Source organism: Paenibacillus sp. LHD-117 (genome assembly GCF_030929555.1).
Lineage (GTDB): Bacteria > Bacillota > Bacilli > Paenibacillales > Paenibacillaceae > Pristimantibacillus.
The window spans coordinates 47,980-70,311 of sequence record NZ_JAVFVT010000039.1; the positions used below are offsets into that span (position 1 = coordinate 47,980).

The 22,332-nt window shown below is 47.3% G+C and carries 22 protein-coding genes; all 22 read right to left on the reverse strand.

The features are described 5' to 3' along the window. Window position 1: 1 nt before the first annotated feature. Entirely contained in the window at window positions 2-1,333 is a 1,332-nt protein-coding gene (locus tag RB620_RS24705) for a M23 family metallopeptidase (protein ID WP_308099048.1), read from the reverse strand. Continuing rightward, on the reverse strand, window positions 1,330-2,334 hold the full coding sequence (locus tag RB620_RS24710) for a hypothetical protein (protein WP_308099050.1): 1,005 nt from the start codon (window positions 2,332-2,334) through the stop codon (window positions 1,330-1,332). Before RB620_RS24710 ends, RB620_RS24705 begins: the two co-directional genes overlap by 4 nt. Further along, window positions 2,331-2,717 (reverse strand): hypothetical protein, encoded by a 387-nt coding sequence (locus tag RB620_RS24715; RefSeq protein ID WP_308099051.1) that lies wholly within the window; start codon window positions 2,715-2,717, stop codon window positions 2,331-2,333. Before RB620_RS24715 ends, RB620_RS24710 begins: the two co-directional genes overlap by 4 nt. Before the next feature lies 1 nt (window position 2,718). Continuing rightward, on the reverse strand, window positions 2,719-3,180 hold the full coding sequence (locus RB620_RS24720; RefSeq protein WP_308099052.1) for a hypothetical protein: 462 nt from the start codon (window positions 3,178-3,180) through the stop codon (window positions 2,719-2,721). A 22-nt stretch (window positions 3,181-3,202) separates the two neighbouring features. Beyond that, window positions 3,203-3,424 carry a hypothetical protein gene (locus RB620_RS24725; RefSeq protein ID WP_308099053.1) on the reverse strand — a complete coding sequence of 74 codons (222 nt, stop codon included), beginning with the start codon at window positions 3,422-3,424 and terminating at the stop codon, window positions 3,203-3,205. A 58-nt stretch (window positions 3,425-3,482) separates the two neighbouring features. Next, complete coding sequence (locus RB620_RS24730; RefSeq protein ID WP_308099054.1) at window positions 3,483-3,701, reverse strand: hypothetical protein; 219 nt, start codon at window positions 3,699-3,701, stop codon at window positions 3,483-3,485. Window positions 3,702-3,788: 87 nt separating this feature from the next. Next, complete coding sequence (locus RB620_RS24735) at window positions 3,789-4,682, reverse strand: hypothetical protein (protein ID WP_308099056.1); 894 nt, start codon at window positions 4,680-4,682, stop codon at window positions 3,789-3,791. Between the two features lie 14 nt (window positions 4,683-4,696). Next, a complete protein-coding gene (locus RB620_RS24740) occupies window positions 4,697-5,560 on the reverse strand; it encodes a type II secretion system F family protein (protein ID WP_308099058.1) in 864 nt (287 codons plus the stop codon). Further along, window positions 5,557-7,038: an ATPase, T2SS/T4P/T4SS family gene (locus RB620_RS24745; protein ID WP_308099060.1), complete on the reverse strand. Its 1,482-nt coding sequence runs from the start codon at window positions 7,036-7,038 to the stop codon at window positions 5,557-5,559. The genes RB620_RS24740 and RB620_RS24745 overlap by 4 nt, the downstream gene beginning before the upstream one ends. A gap of 27 nt (window positions 7,039-7,065) precedes the next feature. Continuing rightward, window positions 7,066-7,776: an SAF domain-containing protein gene (locus RB620_RS24750; protein WP_308099062.1), complete on the reverse strand. Its 711-nt coding sequence runs from the start codon at window positions 7,774-7,776 to the stop codon at window positions 7,066-7,068. Window positions 7,777-7,778: 2 nt separating this feature from the next. Beyond that, entirely contained in the window at window positions 7,779-9,026 is a 1,248-nt protein-coding gene (locus RB620_RS24755) for a CpaE/TadZ family protein (protein WP_308099064.1), read from the reverse strand. Next, window positions 9,023-10,252, reverse strand: coding sequence for a CpaE/TadZ family protein (locus RB620_RS24760; RefSeq protein ID WP_308099066.1), 1,230 nt, complete (start codon window positions 10,250-10,252; stop codon window positions 9,023-9,025). Before RB620_RS24760 ends, RB620_RS24755 begins: the two co-directional genes overlap by 4 nt. Beyond that, window positions 10,245-10,700, reverse strand: coding sequence for a M50 family metallopeptidase (locus RB620_RS24765; protein WP_308099068.1), 456 nt, complete (start codon window positions 10,698-10,700; stop codon window positions 10,245-10,247). Before RB620_RS24765 ends, RB620_RS24760 begins: the two co-directional genes overlap by 8 nt. A gap of 2 nt (window positions 10,701-10,702) precedes the next feature. After that, on the reverse strand, window positions 10,703-11,170 hold the full coding sequence (locus tag RB620_RS24770; protein ID WP_308099070.1) for a hypothetical protein: 468 nt from the start codon (window positions 11,168-11,170) through the stop codon (window positions 10,703-10,705). Between the two features lie 787 nt (window positions 11,171-11,957). Next, on the reverse strand, window positions 11,958-13,136 hold the full coding sequence (locus RB620_RS24775; protein WP_308099072.1) for an IS110 family RNA-guided transposase: 1,179 nt from the start codon (window positions 13,134-13,136) through the stop codon (window positions 11,958-11,960). A gap of 277 nt (window positions 13,137-13,413) precedes the next feature. Next, window positions 13,414-15,027: a hypothetical protein gene (locus RB620_RS24780; protein ID WP_308099074.1), complete on the reverse strand. Its 1,614-nt coding sequence runs from the start codon at window positions 15,025-15,027 to the stop codon at window positions 13,414-13,416. Next, window positions 15,002-17,536 carry an ATP-binding protein gene (locus RB620_RS24785; protein ID WP_308099076.1) on the reverse strand — a complete coding sequence of 845 codons (2,535 nt, stop codon included), beginning with the start codon at window positions 17,534-17,536 and terminating at the stop codon, window positions 15,002-15,004. Before RB620_RS24785 ends, RB620_RS24780 begins: the two co-directional genes overlap by 26 nt. Continuing rightward, window positions 17,508-18,257, reverse strand: coding sequence for a TcpE family conjugal transfer membrane protein (locus tag RB620_RS24790; RefSeq protein ID WP_308099078.1), 750 nt, complete (start codon window positions 18,255-18,257; stop codon window positions 17,508-17,510). The genes RB620_RS24785 and RB620_RS24790 overlap by 29 nt, the downstream gene beginning before the upstream one ends. After that, window positions 18,257-18,538: a hypothetical protein gene (locus RB620_RS24795; protein ID WP_308099080.1), complete on the reverse strand. Its 282-nt coding sequence runs from the start codon at window positions 18,536-18,538 to the stop codon at window positions 18,257-18,259. The genes RB620_RS24790 and RB620_RS24795 overlap by 1 nt, the downstream gene beginning before the upstream one ends. Window positions 18,539-18,553: 15 nt before the next feature. Next, window positions 18,554-19,174, reverse strand: coding sequence for a metal-dependent hydrolase (locus RB620_RS24800; protein ID WP_308099082.1), 621 nt, complete (start codon window positions 19,172-19,174; stop codon window positions 18,554-18,556). 14 nt (window positions 19,175-19,188) lie between these two features. Continuing rightward, a complete protein-coding gene (locus tag RB620_RS24805; protein ID WP_308099084.1) occupies window positions 19,189-20,010 on the reverse strand; it encodes a conjugal transfer protein in 822 nt (273 codons plus the stop codon). 5 nt (window positions 20,011-20,015) lie between these two features. Then, window positions 20,016-20,882, reverse strand: a complete 867-nt coding sequence (locus tag RB620_RS24810; RefSeq protein ID WP_308099086.1) for a tyrosine-type recombinase/integrase — start codon at window positions 20,880-20,882, stop codon at window positions 20,016-20,018. Window positions 20,883-22,332 lie beyond the last annotated feature (1,450 nt).

The following is a 22,332-nucleotide window of genomic DNA, read 5'->3' on the forward strand; positions in this document are numbered from 1 at the left end:
ACTACTCTTCGCCACCTTTAAAGAATGGAATGGGATTCGTTGAATTTGCTGCTCCTGGCTCAAAAACTTCAAAATGGAGATGCGGTCCTGTACTTCTGCCGGTAGATCCAACGGCGCCAATGACCTCACCACGCTTTACGGAATCATCTTCTTTTACATAGGTCTTGGATAAGTGCATGTACCAGGTAATGTAGCCGCTCGGATGCTGTATTTTGATATTATTACCCGATATAGAGTTGTAATTGGCCCGAATGACAACACCTTCATCTGCCGCGATAACATCCGTTCCTTTTGGGGCCGGTATGTCCATGCCCGAATGCAAACGTCGCTCCCCCGTAATCGGATGAACCCTCATTCCAAAGTGGGACGATATCTTTTTTAACGATGGGACTGGCCACGCCAAGAGCGTGTCAGCTGGCACATCAATAATCTGGCCACTACGATCTACCTCGGACTGCCCTTCTTCGAATAATCCATCGTCATAAAAATTGGGATCGTATGCGAGTGCCTGGTTCAAGACGAATCGAAACTCATTTTCGTCTTCTTCATCCATCCGCACTTCCTTCATAGCCTCATACAGCATTGCATAGTCTATTTCCCGTTCGACCGATAAGAGCATTGGCGTTGTGGTTACGGTGGTGGTCACGACCTCTTTTTGCTCAGACTCCGTTTGCGAACTGCTCGTTGAAGTTGAGGTAGTTTTCTTGTTCATGTATTTGAAAGAATGAAGACCATTGTACGTAACAAGACTGGTGATGAATGCCTTCTTTGTTGTCGTCGTGCTGCTTTCGCTCGTTACAGTTGGTTTGGTGTCAGATCCCGATTCTTTATCATTCGTGTTCGTAGGGCTCGTCGATGGCGCTGGTGGTTTAATTTTTGTGGTGGTTGTTACTGTCGTCGTTTCTGTGACCACATCAAAATATTCTATTTTTACTTCCTTTGGCTCCAGGACCTCAGCAAGCTTACCGACGCATTCCAATTCACAAGGATCTTCGACCTGACCGAAAACCCACAGAAGCCCTTTATAATCACCGATCTCCGCTTCCTTCAGTTGTTGTCGCATTTCGCTATTTAAACCCGTCTGCCGCTGTCCACTGGCCGGATCAGTCCAGCTCACTTTATCCATCCAGCTTTCAGAGATAAGATCGTATTGGATGTCTTCATCCTGGTCACCCTTGTTTAAAAACTGACTGATGGCTGCCTTCCCCGATATAATCGAAAACGCAGAGCTGATCAACACGATTAATAAAAGAGCGATTCCCATAATGAGGACGACTTTTAAGCCGACCAAAAGAGTTATCCGGGAAATCCATCGATTGATGATTCCCTTCATCTCTCCACCACAGAAATCTGAGCAAGATAATTGACTTTATACAGACCTCGAAGAACCGCGAACTCCGGATCGGCGACAGATCTCGCTTGTGGAAACCTCTCCTGCAGCTCTTCCAATATGTGTTGAACATCTTCCCCTACTAGCAATTGATCGGTCACACGATGCTTGGTGAGCAGCTGCTGGATTTGCTGACTGAGCCGGTCTACCAAATGTGTTTTAGCCTCGCGGATGACCTCCACCAGATCGATAGGCATGCCGCCGAACATGGCATAGCCGTCCTCGAATGCCTTCTCGTCAGAGTAAGGACGCAAGGTGGATTTTGTCCTGTCCATATAAAAACGCTTAATGCGGAATAGCACCGCGTTGAGACTTTGAGGGAAATCGCCTGCATCCACTACCTCTAGCGATTCCTCACGGAATATCACCCATTCCGTTCGTTGCATTGCAACACGGAGCAGAAAGAAAATCCGGCTTTGACTTTCCAGTGCAGGGAACTTCTTAACGGATTCGTCATCCCCTTCAAAAAAATCGTCCTCTGACGTTCTGTCCCTAAGAAGCGCGTCGATCGACATGCATATCGTTGTTGGGATTATTTCGACCTGACCGAACTTGAGTTGGATAACCTCTCCCGTCTTCAAGTCCTCGACGGTATAAGAAATCTCTTGAAGTGATTCACGAATCAACGCAGCGTTACGATATTCAGATAAGGGAACAGTCACCGTAAGCCGTTGTCTGCTTATTTCAGGGACCTGCAGCAGAGCAGCTGCCAAGATTGGATGGAAAAGAGGATCTGCAATATCAGAGGGCGTCATAACGGTTTTATCCGGGACAGGCTCTGTAAGAATGGAGTAATAATAAGGATGCCTATGCTCGTCCGTCATTTTCAAAACGTAGGCCGCGTCATCGTCCTGTCCAGGCACGACATACGCAGGAATCGTATTAAATTTCAAAGCATCCGTGGTCATATGTAATTGTTTCGCAAAATGAATACAAACGGTCATAGCCACTTTCCTCCTGTTACCACAAAGATGAGCATTGCCACACATAAGTAAAATAGCATCGGCGCATTCGTCCGAAAAAGTTTGATGTGAACGTATGAAAGAATATACGTGACGATCACCAGCAGCCACGCGACCACCGGCAATGCCGCTGCTACCATCGGGAGAACCCATTTATCTGCAGTCCCGACTACTCGTTTCATGAACAGCATCAAAAAGGAGAGTAGCAGCGTGCTCAACAAAGATTGCAGCGGATGTTGCCAGATTAGGCCGATACAGCTCACAACCAGTGCCATAACCGCCCAGACTGGCACTTGCTTATCGCGCAAATCCAAATACCCCAGCACCGCTAAAACCAGGAGAAATCCCCCCTGTCCGATGATCATTTTAGTACTCCCTAAAGTAGGAGAACAACACAGGCGCTGGAACGATCAAATCCTCCGCTCTGCCTCCTAACCATTCGTAGAGATCCCCACCTGGAAGCATGACGTCATAGACCGCCCTCACAGTTACATAATCTCCATCAAATGCCTGAATTTGAATGTCGTTACGCTCGATCAAGTTCAGTCCTTCACGGGATTCAGGGAGGACATCCCGAACCACCCGATAGATTTTGTCCTCAACGGCCGCCGAATTGGGGTCGATAGCCGCCTCCCGCGCTCCTGCCATGATGGTAATGGCAAAGAACAAATAAACAAGCGCATAGTAGATGAGCATGATGAAGCAGAGCATTAAAATAACAGCGAACAAAATCGTCAACGGGGAGATGGCCAGTTCGACCGACAACATGCCGTCCATTTTTCGATTCAGCAACTTATGTAGTTTTTGTCTGTAGAAACGCTTAATCATACTGGCCTCTCCCCCTTTCATCTTACGCAAGTCCACCGATGTCGCCGATGAGTCCAACTACAGCTGCTTGTACGGTCGTAATGATCGTTTGTCCAGCTGTACGAGCCGTTGTCGAGTTACCTACAATGATCCATAGGACGAGTGCGACAACACCAAAGCCGATCAGCTGCTCCCACTTGAGCTTGTCTTCATTCTTTCTAGCCATACAAACTTTTGCTGCGAGTTTCAACATTACATTTTTCATGGTTTCATCTCTCCAATTTGTTTAATTTGATCACGCAATTAATGAACACAGCAGCTGCTTACAGCTCAAAATCCTCTTGTCGCTCTTGCTTTTCCTTGGGAGCAACGAACGACTTAACCAGGGTGTACACTGCAAATGCAACGCACAGGATACCAACGACAAGAAACGGAATATTAAATTCGACCGCAACAGCCGAGAATGAAAAAGCACCGATGAGCAAGAAGATAATGGCCGAGATTAGCCGCCCTGTTTTGAGGGCCTTATTTTGATTATTCAATTGGAACACACTCCTCTAATTGGTTTGGAATTTCATCACTTTACGCAGCATTATTGCCGAACCATCACCCCCTGAATGAATGAACATTTATTTGAAAAACAAAAATCCACCTGCGCCGCTGAAATAATCAAAGAAGGCAACAACCGAAAACCACACGCTTAAAATCAATGTCCATACAGCTGCGACAGCTACAAGTCCAATCATCTTGCCCTTGGTCACATGCAGCTTCTTCTCCACGAATTCTTCCAGCGAGGCGTTCTCCTTCAGTGTTTGACGGAAAATCTGGTCAGCCAGCATCCCCGGAGATTTCAGCTCACTGAGCTCGATCGCCATACAAAACGAGTTTAGAGTGCTCACTTCGTATTCCTGGCGAAAATCGGCCATAACATCTCGAAGTGACCTTTTGTTCTCGTTCGTTGTGACCTGGTTCATATATCTCCGGAAGGTCTCACCGAATTCACCTGGAGCTAAATCCGCGATGTTATCTAGCGCTTGGATAATTCCAACCTGGTTCTTCAACAGATAGATGAAACGCCGCTTGAGGAATCGGATCGACTCCGTCGCATACAGTTGCCTTTCGTTTTTCTTCTTCCGGAGCGTAACAATATGCCATGCTGGGATTAGGAAGGAAAGAATGAGAACCGGCACCTTTGTCTTGTCTACAACCTGCGTGGAAGCGTAGATCCCTGCAATTGCAACTACGATGTAGATAAAGATAAGCTCCCTTGCACTTAAACCCATCGGATAACCCGCCAAACGAATTAGCCGCTCAAACCGCCGGATCACTCCTTTCGAAACCACGACATCAGCCTTTTGCGAGACGAACTTCAGCGTACGCCTCCGTTCACCTTTAAGAGCCTTGTACTCTTCAGCCCAGTAGTAGAAGAAGTGAAAGGTCTCCGGACTGATCCGACGGATAATCGGGAGGGTTAGCAGCAGAACTAACACTACATACATGAAATAAAGCAACATCGCGTCCATCGTCGTACCCCTCCCTATAAAACACTGCTCTTCGTAGCGTGGAGTCCGTACCAGATGAATCCCACGTATCCTAAGGCGCCAACCAGCATGACAATGTTCATACCAGGATGCAGCTCTAGTGTCCGCTGGATCGACGGCTGGAATAGCACATACATAAAAATGGGGAATCCTCCGACAAAAAGAAGCATGCTTTGCCCTGACTGCCGCTGTACCTTCATCAAGCGCTCGAAGCGTTCCTGATTGATAATGTCAGCCATGACCTCCTCTGTGTACTTCACCATATCTCCTGAATTCCGGTACTCATGGAGAATACCGGTGAAGACCAATTTGAGATAGGAATCTGGGCTCTTCTTGATGAGCTCTTCAATCAGATGGGGTGTCGTATAAGCCGTACCCCAGTTTCTGACGGCCTTCTCGAAGATAGGGCGTAGTGGTCCATCGAGCTGCTGTCCCACCTCTCGGATCCACTCTTCCACGCTGCCTCCTGCCGTCAGAATGGAATGAAGAAACTCAATACTGATTCGCCCGTCCTTTTGAAAAGACCGTTCGTAGTTCTGGTACAGCAAGATGACAATAAGCCAGGGCGCCAGCGTGCCGACTACGAATCCGATCCCCCAGGCGAGTCCCAAGAGATAATGAAAGCCAAGAGCGAACAATACACCGATTGGCGTCGATAGTAGAAGAACGAGGTTCCGTTCCTTTACGAGCGAGTGAACGTTAAAGCTAGCCGCGATCTTCTCTAATTTAGTAGCCTCAACCTTTTTTCGACTCACCCATCGTTCATATTCCGAGATTCGATGCCGTTTACGTTGCCGAACCATCTGTATGATTGCAATGATAAAGACAATCCAAACGACGAATAGTATAATGCCCGTCATTTTCTTGACCACATCCAGCTCTTCGGAATTTCAATGCCGTTGTTCATCATTTCTTCGATAAAGCGATCCGTCGGCCCAAGGAATTCAAAATATCCAACTGGCTTTTTCGTGATTCGGTCGATACCTTGTTTAACAAACCGGGAGACCGTATGCAGCTCCCCTGTTTCCGGGATCATCTCGCACACCTCATCCATGAAACGGTCATCGAGCTCTGCATTCAGATGTATGATGACATGCAGCCGCTCATGGAGAATCTTTAGAATATGATCCCGATCCGGATTCGATGGATGCGAAGCTGCCAGATCTGCTATCCTGTGCTTGACCGCTTTGCAACTGGAAGCATGAATGGTTGAAGATGAGCCATCGTGTCCCGACTGTATCGTTTGACAATAGACATAGCCGATACGGTCACGAATCTCTGACATAAAGATAATATCAGGGTACATCCGCAGAGCGCTCTTCAAGCCGTCCTCCAAGCTGAAAACACCCGGTCTCTCGTACAAGCGAATGACATGCCCCTCAATCTGCGGCTGCATCTCCGGCGACTCCTCCAGGATCAGCAGCATCGTTCCTTTCGGTATGGCTGCTTGATTGGCATTAGCCACCGTCGTCTTACCAGTACCCGTCCCCCCGGCATACATCAGGTTTTTCCTGAGCTCCTGACAGATGCGCAAGTATTCCATGGTCGCCTCGTCCGCAACAGCTCCTCCTCCAGAAAACGGCGTGTACACGGGCTGCCTCTTAAGCTTTTTCAGATCCACACGCGTCATCAACCGGTTTGGGTCAATTTGCGGGATCGTCAGTTGCCCTGCATTAGGATCGGTAAGCTCTAATCGACTGAACGGATGTAAAAATCGCCGTATTGATATAATCATGCACCGGACGAACGTGTAGGATCGTTGGATGGGATCAAAGGTTGAATAACCCGACGTGCCCGAAATAATATGAATCCGCTCAAAATTCGGGAACGTACCGTCTAAATAGATTTTTGCGGGATCATAGCGCAAATTGATACGGCTGAGATGGTGATTAATCCAATCCGTCGCTTGCTCGAATGAACGGAACTGCTGATCGGTGTATGTCTTTCTAACTCTGTTCTCGACATAGGCAATGATTTGCTTGTGCCGATCGTCATAAGGGATGAAAATTTGAATATCGGACACCCGCGGCTTCTCCCACAAAGGCTGAACAGGGCCGTAACGGAAGGCGTTGTCCAAGTACTGTTTTACGAGATCGTTGTAGTGGATGCTGGGTATTTCCTCGATCGTTTGAATGATTTCATAGAGATAATGCCGGTATTCTGCTTCTGTAAAATCTACTGTTCCGCCTCGGTTTTCCGATTTCCGCTTGTCTTGATCCTTTAGGACTTCGTTCAGTAAACGCGCTTGCCACGTTTTCCACTTTTGGGTGTCGACTTGCCCGGAATCCTCTAGCCGCTTCCAGTCAGCTTCGTCGCCCCATGCCTTCAGTTCTGCCACCCCTGAATCTCACTCCTCGTAAACCGCCTATTTCACTTCGACCTCTTGTCCTTGGGCATCAATGTACTGCGTCGTTTTCTCACCCTGCGTCACTTTGGCACCCATAAATGGATTTGGATCGATGACAATGTTGTATTTTCCTGCCCAGATGTGCTTGGATATTTTAGGCCCGACATCGCGTGGCACCAGCACAATGATTTTCGGCCGTCCGGATCGAGAGTCATCCACGGCCTGTGCGACTCGAATGTTTTCGACGACATACTCTGAGATAATTTCTTCCCCGGCTTCTGTGTTTTTTTTGGTTACGCCTATCATGGAAACAATGTCGCCATTTTTAATGACATCCAGCGGCATGTCCTCATTGTCGATTGGAATGGCCATCGAGATAAAATTCGCACCGGTATTCTTTACAACATCACGAATGGATCCGGATCCCGACACCATTCGATCAACAAGCACCTGCCCTTGCAGAATCGTTATGCGAGCAAGTTTCCCATCCACTTCCTTCAGCTTCTGCTCAGTTATTGCGTCAGCTGGTACTTTATTAGCCGGATAGTTTTCCCTTGCGAAATCGGATGACTGAATTTTTTGATCAATAGGTATTTCTTGCTTCGCAATGTAAACGGACGTCAGGTCGCTCCAAGTTTTCGAGACATTCAAGTTAATGACAAGCAACATTGTGGCAACAACCACAACAGCAACCATCCATAAGATCCAGATTGGTACTCTTTTTTTCACGCTTAACCTCCGTTTTTAAAGAACATGCCGCGCAGTGAAAATCTCTTCGATTTGTTCGAGGCGGGCAGGGCGTTCTTGGATGATTCTTTGTCTTTTGGGGCTCCTGTAATTCCGCTGGCGAGCTTCATTGCACGGAATATGTCGCGAATTGCCTTGCTGTATGCCGATCTTCGCGCTTCGTTGTACATCGGCAGCTTGTCTTGCCCAAACTCTTTTGTTTCTGGAAGCACATGCAGATTAATCGGCTCCATCTCCAGTCGACGCAGGGCAAACCTGACATGTTCAATTTCATCACGATTACGTGGACGATTAACAACCACCTGTATTTTTTTAGGGTCCACACCGCGGTTTAGCAGCTTTGTGAAAAACTCAGAGTTTCGTTCCATCTGGCGCCGGTCACTATCAATTATCACCACAACATCAGTCGCGTGATCTTTCAGGTAATCGAGATGCGGCGTATAACCGGCATGCAAATCAACAACGATGTGCGAGTAGAACCTCTTGTATGCCGTAAATGCATGTTGTAGGGTGGCTGCCGAAATCGTCGCCATGTCATTCAAGGGAGAAGAAAGAATTTTCAATCCACTTGCCTTGTGGGTCACCAGTTTTTCGTTCAACTGCTCCCGATCGTACTTTACTGACTGCTCATCGCTGAACTCTGCGATAGAGTTAATGCTTTGCAGATCCGCTATTCGGGTCACATTCCCGCAGTAATCGGCGTCTAGCAGGACGGTTTGCCCCGACAATTTGGCCATTGCCGCGCCAATTTGAAGTGAAAAGACACTACCTCCAGTGCCGCCCTTCGACTTGCACACAACCACAAAGCGTTCTCTCGTCACAGTACTTCCACCGAAATTGACGTCGATTTTACGCCCTTCCCCAATAACGGGAGCCGTCAGTGGCTTATCTAGATTTATATCCTTAGGGTTAATCGGATGACGGATGGAATCTTTGATTCCCAGGCTAAACAAATCGCCCAAGAGCTCCGGATTCATGTCGCCTACCACATACACGTGGGAATCACTTTTTACGATCCGCATAATGTTGGCGATATTATCACGCAAATGCGGCATCTTCGATGAGACAAACACTGCATCCACTTTGCTCTCGACATCATAGATCCCCGTCATGTCCGCGGGCCGCTGCGCGTCATACGCCTTTCCGTAGTCCTGCAGGATTTCCAGGGATTCCATCAACCGCGCCGAATCCGTATCAATAACTACAAACACCTTAGCTGCTTCTGGCTTCACAGGCTCACCTCACTTTCTACCAACCCTTTAAGTACATGCCAGCTCTCGCGATTTTCTTGATCCATGAGGACCCATGCGCGATTCCCCCAGATGGAATTCATGACTTGGCGTGGTTGAGCTGGGATGATTAGCTGGAATTTCATATTAAAGCGCTTCTCAAACTCCGATACCGGAATGGACGCCCCTTCCGGATATTGATTCAGAACATAAGCATGGGCTTCAATATCGGGCCGTTGTCCGATATATTGCGGATCCGGAACCGTTACAAAGATGCGGACAGCCGCACGTTTATACACTTCCATATCCCAGCGTTGACCACAGTCCACCACCAGTACTTTAGGTACTTCTCGCATGGCCTTCAGTTCTCGACGCCCGGTCTCCTTCTCAGCTCGCAGCGCGAGCTCCAGTTGCTCCGTGTAACTCGTTCCACAATGTGTCTCAAGCAGCTGCTCTCTGGTTACATGTTCTTCATCTTGACCAAACCATGCCGCCAGTGTGCCTGTTTTCCTGCCCTCTACCAACACCGTGTTCTTCTCCAAAATCCGAGCTAAGTTCCAGGAGACAAATGACGAACCTGCACCGCTAAAACCAGCAACTGCCACAACATTTTCCAGTACATCAGGCAAAGAGACTTGTGTCTGGCTCCGTTTGAGTTGCAGCGTATCTTTTGCAAGACTGAGAATGCCTGCAGCTCGTGTACGCGCCTCTGTTTCCAGCTCAGAATCTTCAATTAGTTCGTCTTCCGAGAGACCTTCATCACTTTTACCTCTAAAGAAGAATCCTCCGCGAGTTGATGAAACCGCCTTGCCTTCGTCACTCTCTGCCACTCGCTGGGTGTCCTTCTCCACGCGATCGAGTTGACTCCTTGCCTCCTCGTAAACAGCGATCATCCCGAGAATATGAGCTGCATCTTCTACCGGCTCTACGCGCACATGAGCTCCACGAACCCGCAGTTCATCTTCAATGCGCTGCTTCTCCTCTACATTCTCGTTTTCGACATACCAGATTACATCCACTGTCGTATCGATCGCCTTGATCGCAATATCATAAAGCTGTTGGATCCGTTCGTAGTCCACATCGAACAGCATAATGGCCTGGCAACCTTCCCAGGGATCGTTGTCCTGGAGAGAGAGAATATTCATGCCTTGCAATTCGTGTTTGATGTAGTCATCAATAACAGGATCATTTGTATAAAGCCCGATGGTAAGTTTCCCGTTGTTACTCATTTACAGCCGCCTTTCGCGTCTTCTTATAAAACAATCGGAAGAGATGATATCCATCCGTCCCACGGTATGGAATGAGGTTAAAGAAACTCAGGAACGCACAAACGACAAACACGACGATAATGTTCTCTATCCACTCAAAACGAAGCAAATTAAGCTGCACCACAATCACAGCAGAAACCACGACCATGAACCACTGAGCGATGAGCCCACCAAGGGCGATCAGTACTCCCTTCCATTTCGCGTTGGCGAGACGAACACCATTTGGCTGAATTCCTCCGCTAAACGGAATAAGCCTCATTTCAAATTTCCCTAGTTTGAAAAGTCTCGGTCCACTTCCCCATTCAATCAGATGGACAGGAATTCGAAATATCGTCTGGAAGAATGCATGGCCAAGCTCGTGTACCAAAATGGCCAGGGCCGCACCAATTGCAATTTGCACATATACCATTTCTACCTGGTCTCCCTCATCGTAGATGTGCCCTGAACGTTATCGTCGATAGAATCCGGATTAAGATTGTCATCAAACATAAAATTGAATCCATCTGCTGCCCTAGTGAAATCATGTTCAAAATCTAAATCGCCGGCGATGGAATGCTCATCTGGGAAGAAGTAGGTCGGCACGTCAATCCTTGTCGTATCCAACCCCAACTCTTCCATATTCGATAGATTTTTCAAAAATGTACTGCGTGCTGCTTGCTCCGCATTGTCTTCATTCAGGATCAATCGAGACTCGAGATCTTCCCCGTTTTGTGACCAAGATAACTCCATCTGGATTCTCGTAGCACCGGCATCAGTGGATGCATCCAACGCTGTTTGGGTGTAGACATGCTGAACCAGTACATAGAACAGACCCACAACAGCACCGCTAGCTATGGCAGTGATGATGTAAAAGGCATACAAGAAAGGTATCGTCTTCAAGAGCTAGTTATCAACTCCTTATTCGTAGCTTATTTGACAGGTTATTTATAGGTAATTATACCAGTTGAACTGGAAGATTACAACAAAAAACGACATCTATAGACCCACTTTTTATTTAACGAAAAAAGGCTCACCATAGCGCACTTGGTCCTATATATTGTACAAATAAATTCAATAGTATATATACTATAGTTTATATTTAAGGGTCTTTAGCCCTTGATTGAACGAGGATTATATCATGGCTATCTTTTCCTCAGATCCCATACAAGTTTCCAGATCAAATTTATGCCGAAATTGTCGATAATTTGTTCTGCAGCCACAACGTCCAACGTTCCAGGAACGTCGGCAACCTACGAGATCCCCACCCGGATCCAACCGAGGTGCAACTGCAGAAACTCCTCGATTGCCAGCCGCGCCGGCAACACACATCAGGAACGTCGTCCGGCGACCGCGCGCTGGTCATCCGGATCCGGCGGCCCGGTCCGTGCTCCTCGATCACCGGCCGTACCGGCAGCGCACCATGAGCGTCGTAGCTCCGATCGCCGGCCCGCAGTTCCTGCAGTTCCTCATTTTATGGTCAGTCCCGGCCGTGTACCAAGCACTTCGCGCCTGCTGTGTCTGAGCTGCTCACGGCGACATAAGCCAACTCCTCTACGAAACCGAACAAAAAAACCAGCTAATACTTGTCAAGCTTTTAGTATTGGATTGCGACAGGTGAATTGGTATACTAATTTCTAGGCACAACAAATAACCTCCATTGGCGTGAAGGTTATGGGTAAATATGGTTTTAGTTTTTGTAGGGCTGGCTTTTACTAAGGATGGCGTACACGTGATGGAGAAGCTTGTTGGCGCAAGCGATCACGACCACCTTGTATGGCTTGCCCTCTTTTCTTTTCTTGTCGTAATAATCTCTAATCCTCTTGTTGGTACTTCCCCGGATCCCGCATTGCACAGCTAAGTACAACGATCGGCGCAGTCTCTTTGAACCCCGCTTTGTAATTCGTGAACTTGTGGCAGTAAACTTCCCCGAGCTAAAGATCCCAGGGTCTAATCCGGCATACGCCACAAGCTGTTTAGCGCCTTCAAACTGTTGTACGTTTCCGACCTCCGCGACAATCGCAGCAGCTAGTTTATTCCCAATGCCAGGTATGCTTTTCAACAGTTCTACCTCAGGTAAATCAGATGAAAGTTCATTCATCTGTTTCTCAAGATCGCTTAATTGCTCCATAAACGAAAGCAACAAAGTTACCATGCCGCTTAAGACTGCGGCCTGAGATTGACTTCTAGACTGCGCTCTCCAATGTAACAAGATCTCCCGCAGCCGTTTTGCTTTCTCGTCAACCCAACGGCTCGAATGGGATTTCCCAGCGCATGCCTGAATTGTTTCAGCAAAATCCTCAACATCGCCCTCTAAACAACGCTTCAGCACTTTTAGCGACGTTACGGAGAACAGGGCATAAAAGATCTCCTCATAGGCCGGAAAGACCTGTTCGAGCAATGCTCTCGCGTTTAACTTCGCTTGGACGAACATTCCCGTCACAAACTCATGTTGCCTGGTCACATGCTGCAGCTCCGTAAATGTTTCATCCCATGTGCGATGCGGGACAACATCCCCACGGTAATACATATCCGCTAGATGCCAAGCATCCGCAGCATCTGTTTTTACCTTCCGCAGTTGAGTTCCTTTCGCACGCTTAGACTGTAACGGATTAACGATAAAATGCGTCCATCCACTACGCTCGAGATAAGCTACAAGCGCTCGATGATAATGCCCTGTCGCTTCAAGAATAATTACTGGGGCGATTGCTGCCTTCGCCTGTAACTCCGCCAGGAGTTCCCCTAGCCGCTCGAATCCGCTATCCCCGTGCGAGATGCTCTCCAACTTCCCGTACGGTTCGTTCCTCCTTGTAAAAGCTTGTACTACGCTAGTTCCTTTCGCTACATCCACACCTACGACTGGCTGCATAACAACCTCCCGAATAAAATTGCCGGCACTCCCACGATGGTTCCAAACCCATAGCTTCGCTTGTGATGCGAGGTCGTTGCCTCTACCAGCTCAAACATGGTCATTGGAGGTAGTGGGAGAACAGTTTTTTTGACGGGGTATAACCCCAAAAGAGCCGACGTTCTCCCGGCTACCGCCATCGTATAACGACCATAAAGAAAGGCCAACCAGAACATTCTGGCTGACCTAATAATACGAAAAGAGACGGATTTACCGTCCCTTGAAATGGTTTATGTGATTATGTACGATCGCCACTGTCCCGTTTCTTATCTTTCCCATTGCCAAGATCCATAGGTGTAATTAGTGGATCTGCTTTACCAGGTGTTACTGTTTTACGCATCGCAAGTATTGGTTTTATTCGTTCAACAGCACTTGTCTTTCGCTTTCTAGTTTCACTTGAGTTATTTACCCTATCTTTGGACTTACCTGCGCCGGACTTCCTTGCAGCTTCTACTTCCTCACCATCATCCTCGTACTCTTCATCGTCGGCATCATAATCCTTTGGATTCTTAATCCTTCGATTAATTCGCCTATTTCGCATCATCCGATTCATGCGCCTGTACATGAGTTTCTTCATCGGGTTGACAGCAGTATTGATTGGCGCAAAAATCTTATAACCAAATTTGGTCAGCAAAAGGAAGAATATCACGATTGATGAAAGCAATAATAGCGACATGAAGAGCATTGATACCACAAACGACAGAACATTACCCTCCATACTTTTGAGCATGGCCCCGGTTAGCAGAAAAACAAAGCCTACATATATGCCTACCACTACCTTGGAGACTAGCGGCGCAATAATCTGCTTTGCCCAATTCTTCAGCACAATTGGCGCTTCGGTCGGTACAAATGAAATTGGAATGATAACCATCCCCGCGGCCAGTACGCCAATAAAGTAGAAGAAAAGAATAATGAGTACCACACCAAAAAATAAGGTAAATATGACGACACAGATAGATGCCAGTAAGCATACCAATACGATGAAAAAGCGATCACCGGCATTAAAAGCAACGACCTGTAGTTCCTTGTGGTTTTCTTCAAATAGGTCTAGGATTTCGTTTCTCTCATCAGATCCCTTAGGGAAGCGCAATATTACCGCTGCCCACTCATCACCTGCAGAGACGCTATATGGAGAGATTTCTGAATTAATCTTACTAGCTTCAGCTGCAGTTAAAGCCAAATCCGGATCTGACACTTCACCTAGAGCAAAAGGCGTGTAAATCATTTGATCCCAGATAACGGAGTAAAAGTTCTGAGCCGGATCATTTTCATTATCTTGGTCACTTGCAAGCTCACCAGAAACCGCCTTTGTCAGCTCATCCACAGCATCGTTGACCATGATGATTGTCGGAACTCCAATACCTAAGAAAACACCGAGACACGCACTAGCGATCATGAATGTAATAAAACGCTTTATCATACCTTGAAAACGGCCTTGACTGTAATCCTTTATAACAAAAAACAGTCCAATTACAATAACGATCGGCAAGAAGTAGAGAACAATACCCCAAACATTCTTTTGTACAATATCCCATAGGATGGTTATGAAATCTTCAAAGAAGGTGGGATTCATACCAAATCCCAAAATCATTAAACCAAACCGCACGAGAAAAACAATTAAGAGAAAGAGCACTTTACACAGTACAAAGAGCGGCTCCCATGCGCTCGTCCATCCCTTGGAATCCCATTCGTAGTTGGATAGAGGCGGATGCTCAAACCCCTCAATTTCAGGGAACAACTCATCCTTCTCCTTGTATCCCTCGGCAGATACCGATCCGGCTACTAAGAAAATTCCGACAAGCAGCATGAGAACTATAATAAGCGCTCTATATTTCAACGGCCGCTTTATCATACTGCACGACTCCTTCAGGTGGCGTTGACTTCAAATACTTCATGAGGTTCTGATCCAATATTTCAACCTGCATTTCCCCTATCCTTCCTTCCGGATCGGATACTAAGCCTGCCCCATCCTTGTATTTCGAAGTAAAATCATTCATCCAATCCTCCGGGTCCTCATCAACCAACCCCATAAGTTCGTGCAATGCATACTTGACCTGTTTTTTTGAGTCCAGGCGAAGCATAAATTTCCATCCAAATAGACCAGTAACATCATCGTCATCGTCATCACTTGATTCAATGTCGGTCGGATTCTGTGAAGCCATTATCGGAGTCATTTTTTCTGAACGGGATAGGCGAAGCGCTTCGTTATACAACTGCCGCCCGCGTTCAAATCGTTTCAAGAACCAAAACTCTTCCCAAGCCAATGCTTTTAATACATCTCCAGGCAACGTCATTAAGTATCTCAAGGCCAGCGTAATTACTGCGTAAAGCATGGCTACGGATAGGCGCTCGTTGTAACTCCACTCCGATCGACTCGCACTTCGCCCAGGAATTGATAACCCGCGCGTTACGGCGCAGATGAATCGATTGCCTTCGAACAGATGTTTCCCGGTATCTACCCCGTATATCATGCGCCCTGTCCCATGTTTTCTCAATTGTTTAAGCTGCGATATAACGAGATCCAGATTTTCCTTGCGCAGGGGCGATATTTCATTATTAGCCATTTCCTGAGCCACATCTTCAAAAGTGAACATGTCCCACTTATCTGTTTCATAGACCTTGCTCAAAATTTCCCCTATTATGACGTTTCGCAACTCAGAATTGGAGTGATTTAAAATCAGCTCCAGCACGCCGAATGCAGCTTCATAACATCCTTCCAAGGTAGCAGCAAGTCGCAACGGAGTGAACACAGTATCTGATCCCGGAGTAAACTTGATGATTTTCCCGATCTTTTTAATCTTAGGATGTTCAAAGAAAACAGCCCAATCCCCTTTTGGATCGTTTGTAAACCCGTAAGCACCCAACTGCAACATGTGGTACATGATACTTTTCATTAATACGGTCTTTCCGGACCCCATAACCCCACAAATCAGAATTGCTCCCGTTCGCTGGAGTTCGAGTGCTGGCCGATCCGGTTTCATCATGACCACTCGGCCCGTAAGCAATTTGCCCAGGTAAAATCCGATTGGATCCCCCAAGGTTCTAACAGCAAAAGGAGCAGCTGCTGCCAGCACACCAGGATCCATGGGCAATTCCCACTGTAACGGCAATTTCTCGCCAAATGGATAAAAGGCTTGCCACATTTTTTTCTGATCTGTTGCTGGATTTACTACGATAACATGTTTTCTCGCAACTTCTTTAAACTGCGACATTCGATCTTTAAGTCCATCGTAGGAGTCCGATCCAAGAGCGAAAACCGTTGTGGAATGCATTAATGGCTGCCTAAACTCACGGAACTTTCTACGCAAGGAATTTACGTTACTCATTTCCTCGGTTAACTCTTCTGGCACTTGTGTTTGATTAAATTCATCAGCTGCGTCAGAATCACTGTCCTGATATTCCCTGATTTGAGACTTAGCAATTTTATTCTTTCGATCGACCTTTGGTTTCGCTTCCTCTTGACTCTCCATTCTTACGTGGATGGCCACGTCAACCGGGAATTTTAGCTTTTCTGCGATATGGAAGATCCATTCCTCACCCGTAGGATTCCTGTAGTCGATTTCACTCGGAGTTTTTAGAACAGTATAGAATGTTTGATAGGATGCCTCCTCCAACCCATGATGAATTTTCATGTAATGAAGGCGCTCGCGTACTGCTTTATCTGATATCGTCAAGAATGTATTCCTGATAGGCCGGATAGCCATGGCGCCCGATTTTTTAATCACTTGAGCCGGGAATGGCGATGGAATCATCAGCTCCGGATCGCTCAGCCCTCTGTAATATCCTTTTTTTAGCCACCATTCCGTTTCATGAATAGTTGCTGGTGCAATTCCTTTAAACAGACTCAAGGTATCATTGTACAATTCCTCAGATTGTCTTCGACTCGACTCTAAGACGTCGTATGGAAGAACATCGTCAGACTTGGAGAATTTATCTTTTACATCCTTGATACCCCTCCAAATATTAACCATGCGCTGCCGAACGACATCGCTGAATTCTTCTTCGGTATTTTTAGAGACCGTACGTTTTTTCAGTGGTACGCAGATGAAATTAATACGATCGAAGGGCTGCTCTTCCTCAAACTTCTTTACAGCAAACTGGGACTGTTCTTCCCATCCAGTTAATTTTGACAATCCCTGGAGCTGCTGCTGCAGTTGCTTTGCGGATTTTTGCTTTGTTAGAAGGTACAAGTGATAGTCCTGGACAAATGAAGAAAAGGCCACATCTGTGTCCGTGATGTACTCCTTCTTCTTTACGAGAGGCATAAAGGCGTAAGGATGTTCAGGAATTCTAAATACGGCGTAAGCATTACCTGAAATATCGAAAACGCGATTATCCTCCATGAACATGATGGGCATCATCTTTAAGTTCCTCCCTTCTCCGCTTTATTTTTGGTGCCTGCTTTATTTTTGGTGGCTCCTTTACCGTTTCCGCCTGGATCGATTCGCTAACCGCTTGAGCAGCTGCTGCAACCTCCAATCGGGTCTCGATCCGAACCAATTGCTTCCCATCCACTCGATAATGGCCTGGACCATATTTCTTTCCGCGCTTGGAGATGCGGAGTTTCTTACCTTGAATTTGAACCCCTGCCGGAACCCTAAGTTCCAGCTCCTGTGCATAACCTTCTGCGGGGAGTGAAGCAACGGCATCTCTTTCAAGATAGGAAACACCTACTCTGAACCCGATGTTCCCCTTATATAATTTAGTATCCAGCGCTTCCCAGCCATCATGCCAGCGTGCGCGAAACATAAACCGGATTAAATCCATGATATATTTTCGCATGCTCTTCCCTGCCGGCTCCTTATTCCGAAACATATAGGCAATCAAACCAGATATCATAAGAGCATAGAGCCACAACATAATCGCTCCAATGGAAGATCCGTTTGTTAAAGTAATTAGCCCCAATAGAGGGGCTAATACAAACCGAGTCACCGGAAGAGTAATGGCAAAAATGAAGATCATGTCTCCATGAATGGAAACTCCTTCAGGCAAGCTCATTTTAAATGGACCTGCACCGAAACTTCTAATCTCCATTTTGACCTTGAAGAGATTTTTATAAGTTCGATAGTCCTGCCATGCCATTAGCCGATACCACCGCCGCCGGTTCCGCCAGATCCCTTGGTGAACATGCCCATAAGGGCTCCGCCCCACGTATACACGTTATTGAGACCAATGATTACACCGAGAATAATGACACCAATCAATACCGATACAACAAGTTGCGGGTAGTCAGCACGCTGGTAATAAGTAATACCGTTTTTAACAATCAGGATCATTAACCAAGCAGCCGCAAATTTGATGACAATGGTGAAGATCGTATCCAGAATTGGTACGCCGAACATAACATAGTTAAATGTGAACATTTCAATTTTCCTCCTTTAATAGACCATCCATGTTTTAATGTCCTGAGGCAAGAAGCTCAGAATTGTTCCGTTCCACAGCTCATTTATATAAGGACCGATTACCGGCAAAAATCCTAAAGCATTAATGAGCAAATGGATAGTAAACAAATAAAAGACGACAGACAACAGAACCCTGAACAGCATTTGAACAATCGAGCGTTCATCGCTTGAAACGGCAATGATTGACGGCAGCAGCTTTAAGCGGAAGCGAAACGGCCAGAATAGTTCCACACCATCAGCCGTAAGCATGTCCAACAGGATATGTGAGACATAAGCGGCCATAAATGCCCACATAAGCGCATCAGGTAGGCCAAGAATGGTGTCAAACAAGAGATAGAGCAATGCAACTGCTAAAAACGAGTGCGTGATACCCCGATGATGAACAAAAGGTAATCTCTCAAAGATCAGGGAGAAAAATCGAAACGGCTGCTGCTGAGCCAATGTTGCATCCGAATCATCAAGATCTGCCGCCACGCCGAGAATAAATCCTCCTAACAGGGCCAGAAATGTCACGACGGAAAAAGCAGGTTGATGAAATGTAATAATGGCTCCTTCGGCTGCCACAACGCCTGCTAGCGTATGTACCTTTCCGTTCAATGTGTCTCTCCCCTTTAACCAACAAACTCAACGTAGTACTTACCATCATCGAGCACCATTCGCGTGTTCAAACGGAAATACTGTTCACTTTGCAGAACCTTATCGGTTACTTTTACATCCACGTCCACCACATACTTGTTCTTCTCCGTCTCCCTGACCCACACATTCTGTATTTCTTGGAATTCAAACTCGCCTGTGTAGTCGCGGATCGTAGGTTGATCGATAAGATAATTCACAACTTCATTGATTGTTCCGTTAAACAAAGCCGGAACCACCGCATTCAGTGTCGGCATCATGGCGTCCCTTGTTGCGATTAAGCTTTCATCCATCATGCGAGTTGTCGACTGAGCCAGACTACTTTCATGAATAATCGGCAATCCATTTACGAAGTATCGACCTTCAGCATCCTTGTTCAGGTAGACGTACACTGAAAAATTACGCAGGACCTTTTGCCGGACTGCCTTTTCATTTTCGTCGACGACTTCGCGAAACGTCGAAACCCAAGTCTCTACTGTCACGATTGCACGTCCATTAGAGAAAAAGGGCTCATTAGCCACGACCGTTTCCACGATCTGTTCTTCTTTCATGAATTTGCTCACTACCAGCGCCGCATCTGGCGCTATGCTAGCCAGCCTCGTTTGCCGTTCTTCCTGGTTGTTGTCCACGGTCATATAAATCTCCACGAATTGCTCAGCGATTGCTTGCATAACCGCGGCATCACTGGTTGGAGCTGAGGCAGCCGATTTACCACCAAGATCAGCTATTACCCCGATTCCACCTATAGCGCTCAATCCCAGCAAAATGTAGAGGAAGAAACTAACCCCTTTTCGTATCATTTTGTTCACCTCCTTAACCCGGATCTGTAACGACGAGCGTTCTCAGCATGCAGACCAAGGGATTCAGCAATTTCTATTGTTGATTTTCCTTGCAAGGCCAAGTCTCTTGCATGCGTGTGTCTAAGGCTTTGCATTGTGAGACCCTGCAACCCTGTTTCCCTGGCGTAGTTCAATATGAAATTTGTAATTCCATCTTCGGTCAACCGCCCCATTTGCGAGCTGAATAACGGAGTTTCTGAAGCGGCTGCTCTCAATTGAATCCAGTCTTTCATCGAGGCGCATAGCGCATTGTTCATAGATACCGTTCGATCCCCGACTTGAATAACCGGAGGATTAAACGAAACGTCGCCGACCGTGCATTGTACAACTTCCCCAGCTGTCAGCCCTCCATACAACGCTGAATAGATAATCGCCTTGTTACGAAAAAGCTGACGTCTCCGTTCTTTCTTCGCGCGAGCAATCTCATTTTCGATCCACTCAAGCAGTTGATTCTTTTCTTCTGGCTCCAACCAACCTCCGATCGGCTTGGGATATTTCGTCATATCCACTTTCAGAGCAGCAGCAGGATTATTTTCAAGTTTTTTGTTTGTCACCAAAAACTGAAAATAACTGCGCACTCCTGCCAATGAACTCTTTACTGTCGCCAAAGAATAGGATCGAGGCTTCTCAACCCTTGAAGGAAGGTAACTCGCATCCATTTGCATGTAATGAAGCCACTGTTTCATTTCTTGTGCTTCAACTTTCATAGGATCAAACAAGATCCCATTTTCACGCTGCCACCAAGTTTTCATTTGCATAACTGCCCGAGCATAAACCTCAATGGTCTTCTTACTTTTGCCCTGATTGGCTAGCCAGCGTTTAAACGACTCCATAGACTTACCCTACCTACTGCCTTCGTTTGATTCTTACACTCCTGATTTGTATTCCTCGTGTCAGGCCCCTCCCTGTTTTCCAACATTTTCTACGCTCCCTATTTATGGTATCGTAACTAAGGCAGCTCCTCCGCGTGTATCATTTATCGTTGATATAAGGGTTTCCTTAACGTCCTCTTCGCCAAAGAGTAGGAATCAGGAGCTGCTTTTATTTGGACGCCATTATCAAGACGCAATTCCAAAGCAGCTATATTAGCGGGATGCCTTCCCCACTTCAGCTCTAAGGGCCCTGGTTTTAATTCGATATAACCGGTTAGACTCTCTTGTTGTGATTGTCCTCCCCAGATCGGCCTCAAATCTACTTCACCGCAATCCCCCCTGCTGCAGACGTATACTTCCAAAAAAGGGCGTGTCTCGTCACGTTCTGTCGTCAATTCCAAAGGCCCCTCCGATAGATGGACCCCACCCATTTTTTCCATAAATCCAAGTCTACATTTCGGGCAATTCATTCAAGTTCCCACCTCCTATTTCATAGTTCGATAGGCCCCTATTGCCAATGCAGGCAACAGGTTCCTAGTTCGACAAAAGCTATCAAATATAGTTCTATTATACCATGGTTATCCTTTGCTTTTCAATGATTTACCAGACAAATCATTCATCTTTTGGAAAAACAAATACTTTAGTTTTATAACAATAGTTTTCTTTGTTTTATATTGGTCTAAAAGTCTCAATGGGCGCTTTGGTGGTTGGAAAGCTTCTTGTAATTCGTGTGCAGACGCCTCGAAAAATGACCTCACGGCACTCAATATCACGGCGGCTGATCAGGAATTACAAGAAGCTTTCCAAGCAGCAAAGTGGTCTTCGCGGCAAAAGCTGCGCGCGATCAGCGCCTGGAGACCTCGCAGTTCCTCGCCGGCAGCCAGGACGACCCGAGGGCGACGGCTGCGCGCGATCGCCTGCAGGAAATCCGCAGATCCTCGCCGGCGGCCAGCACGGCCCGCGGCGACGGCTCCGCGCGATCGCCTGTAGGTGATCCGCAGATCCTCACCGGCGGCCAGGACGACCCGAGGGCGACGGCTGCGCGCGATCGCCTGCAGGAAATCCGCAGATCCTCGCCGACGGCCAGCACGGCCCGCGGCGACGGCTCCGCGCGATCGCCTCAGGATCCGCAAGTTCCTCGCCGGCAGCCAGGACGACCCGCGGCGCCAGCGGCGCGCGATCGACTGCAGGATCCGCAGTTCCTCGCCGGCAGCCAGGACGACCCGCGGCGACGGCAGCGCGCGCTCGGCGTCTGGAGACCTCGTAGATCCTCGCCGGCGGCCAGGACGGCCCGCGGCACCAGCTGCGTGCGATCGGCGTCTGGAGACCTCGTAGATCCTCGCCGACGGCCAGGCCGACCCACGGCGCCGGCGGCGCTCGATCGCCTGCATGATCCGCAGATCCTCGTCGG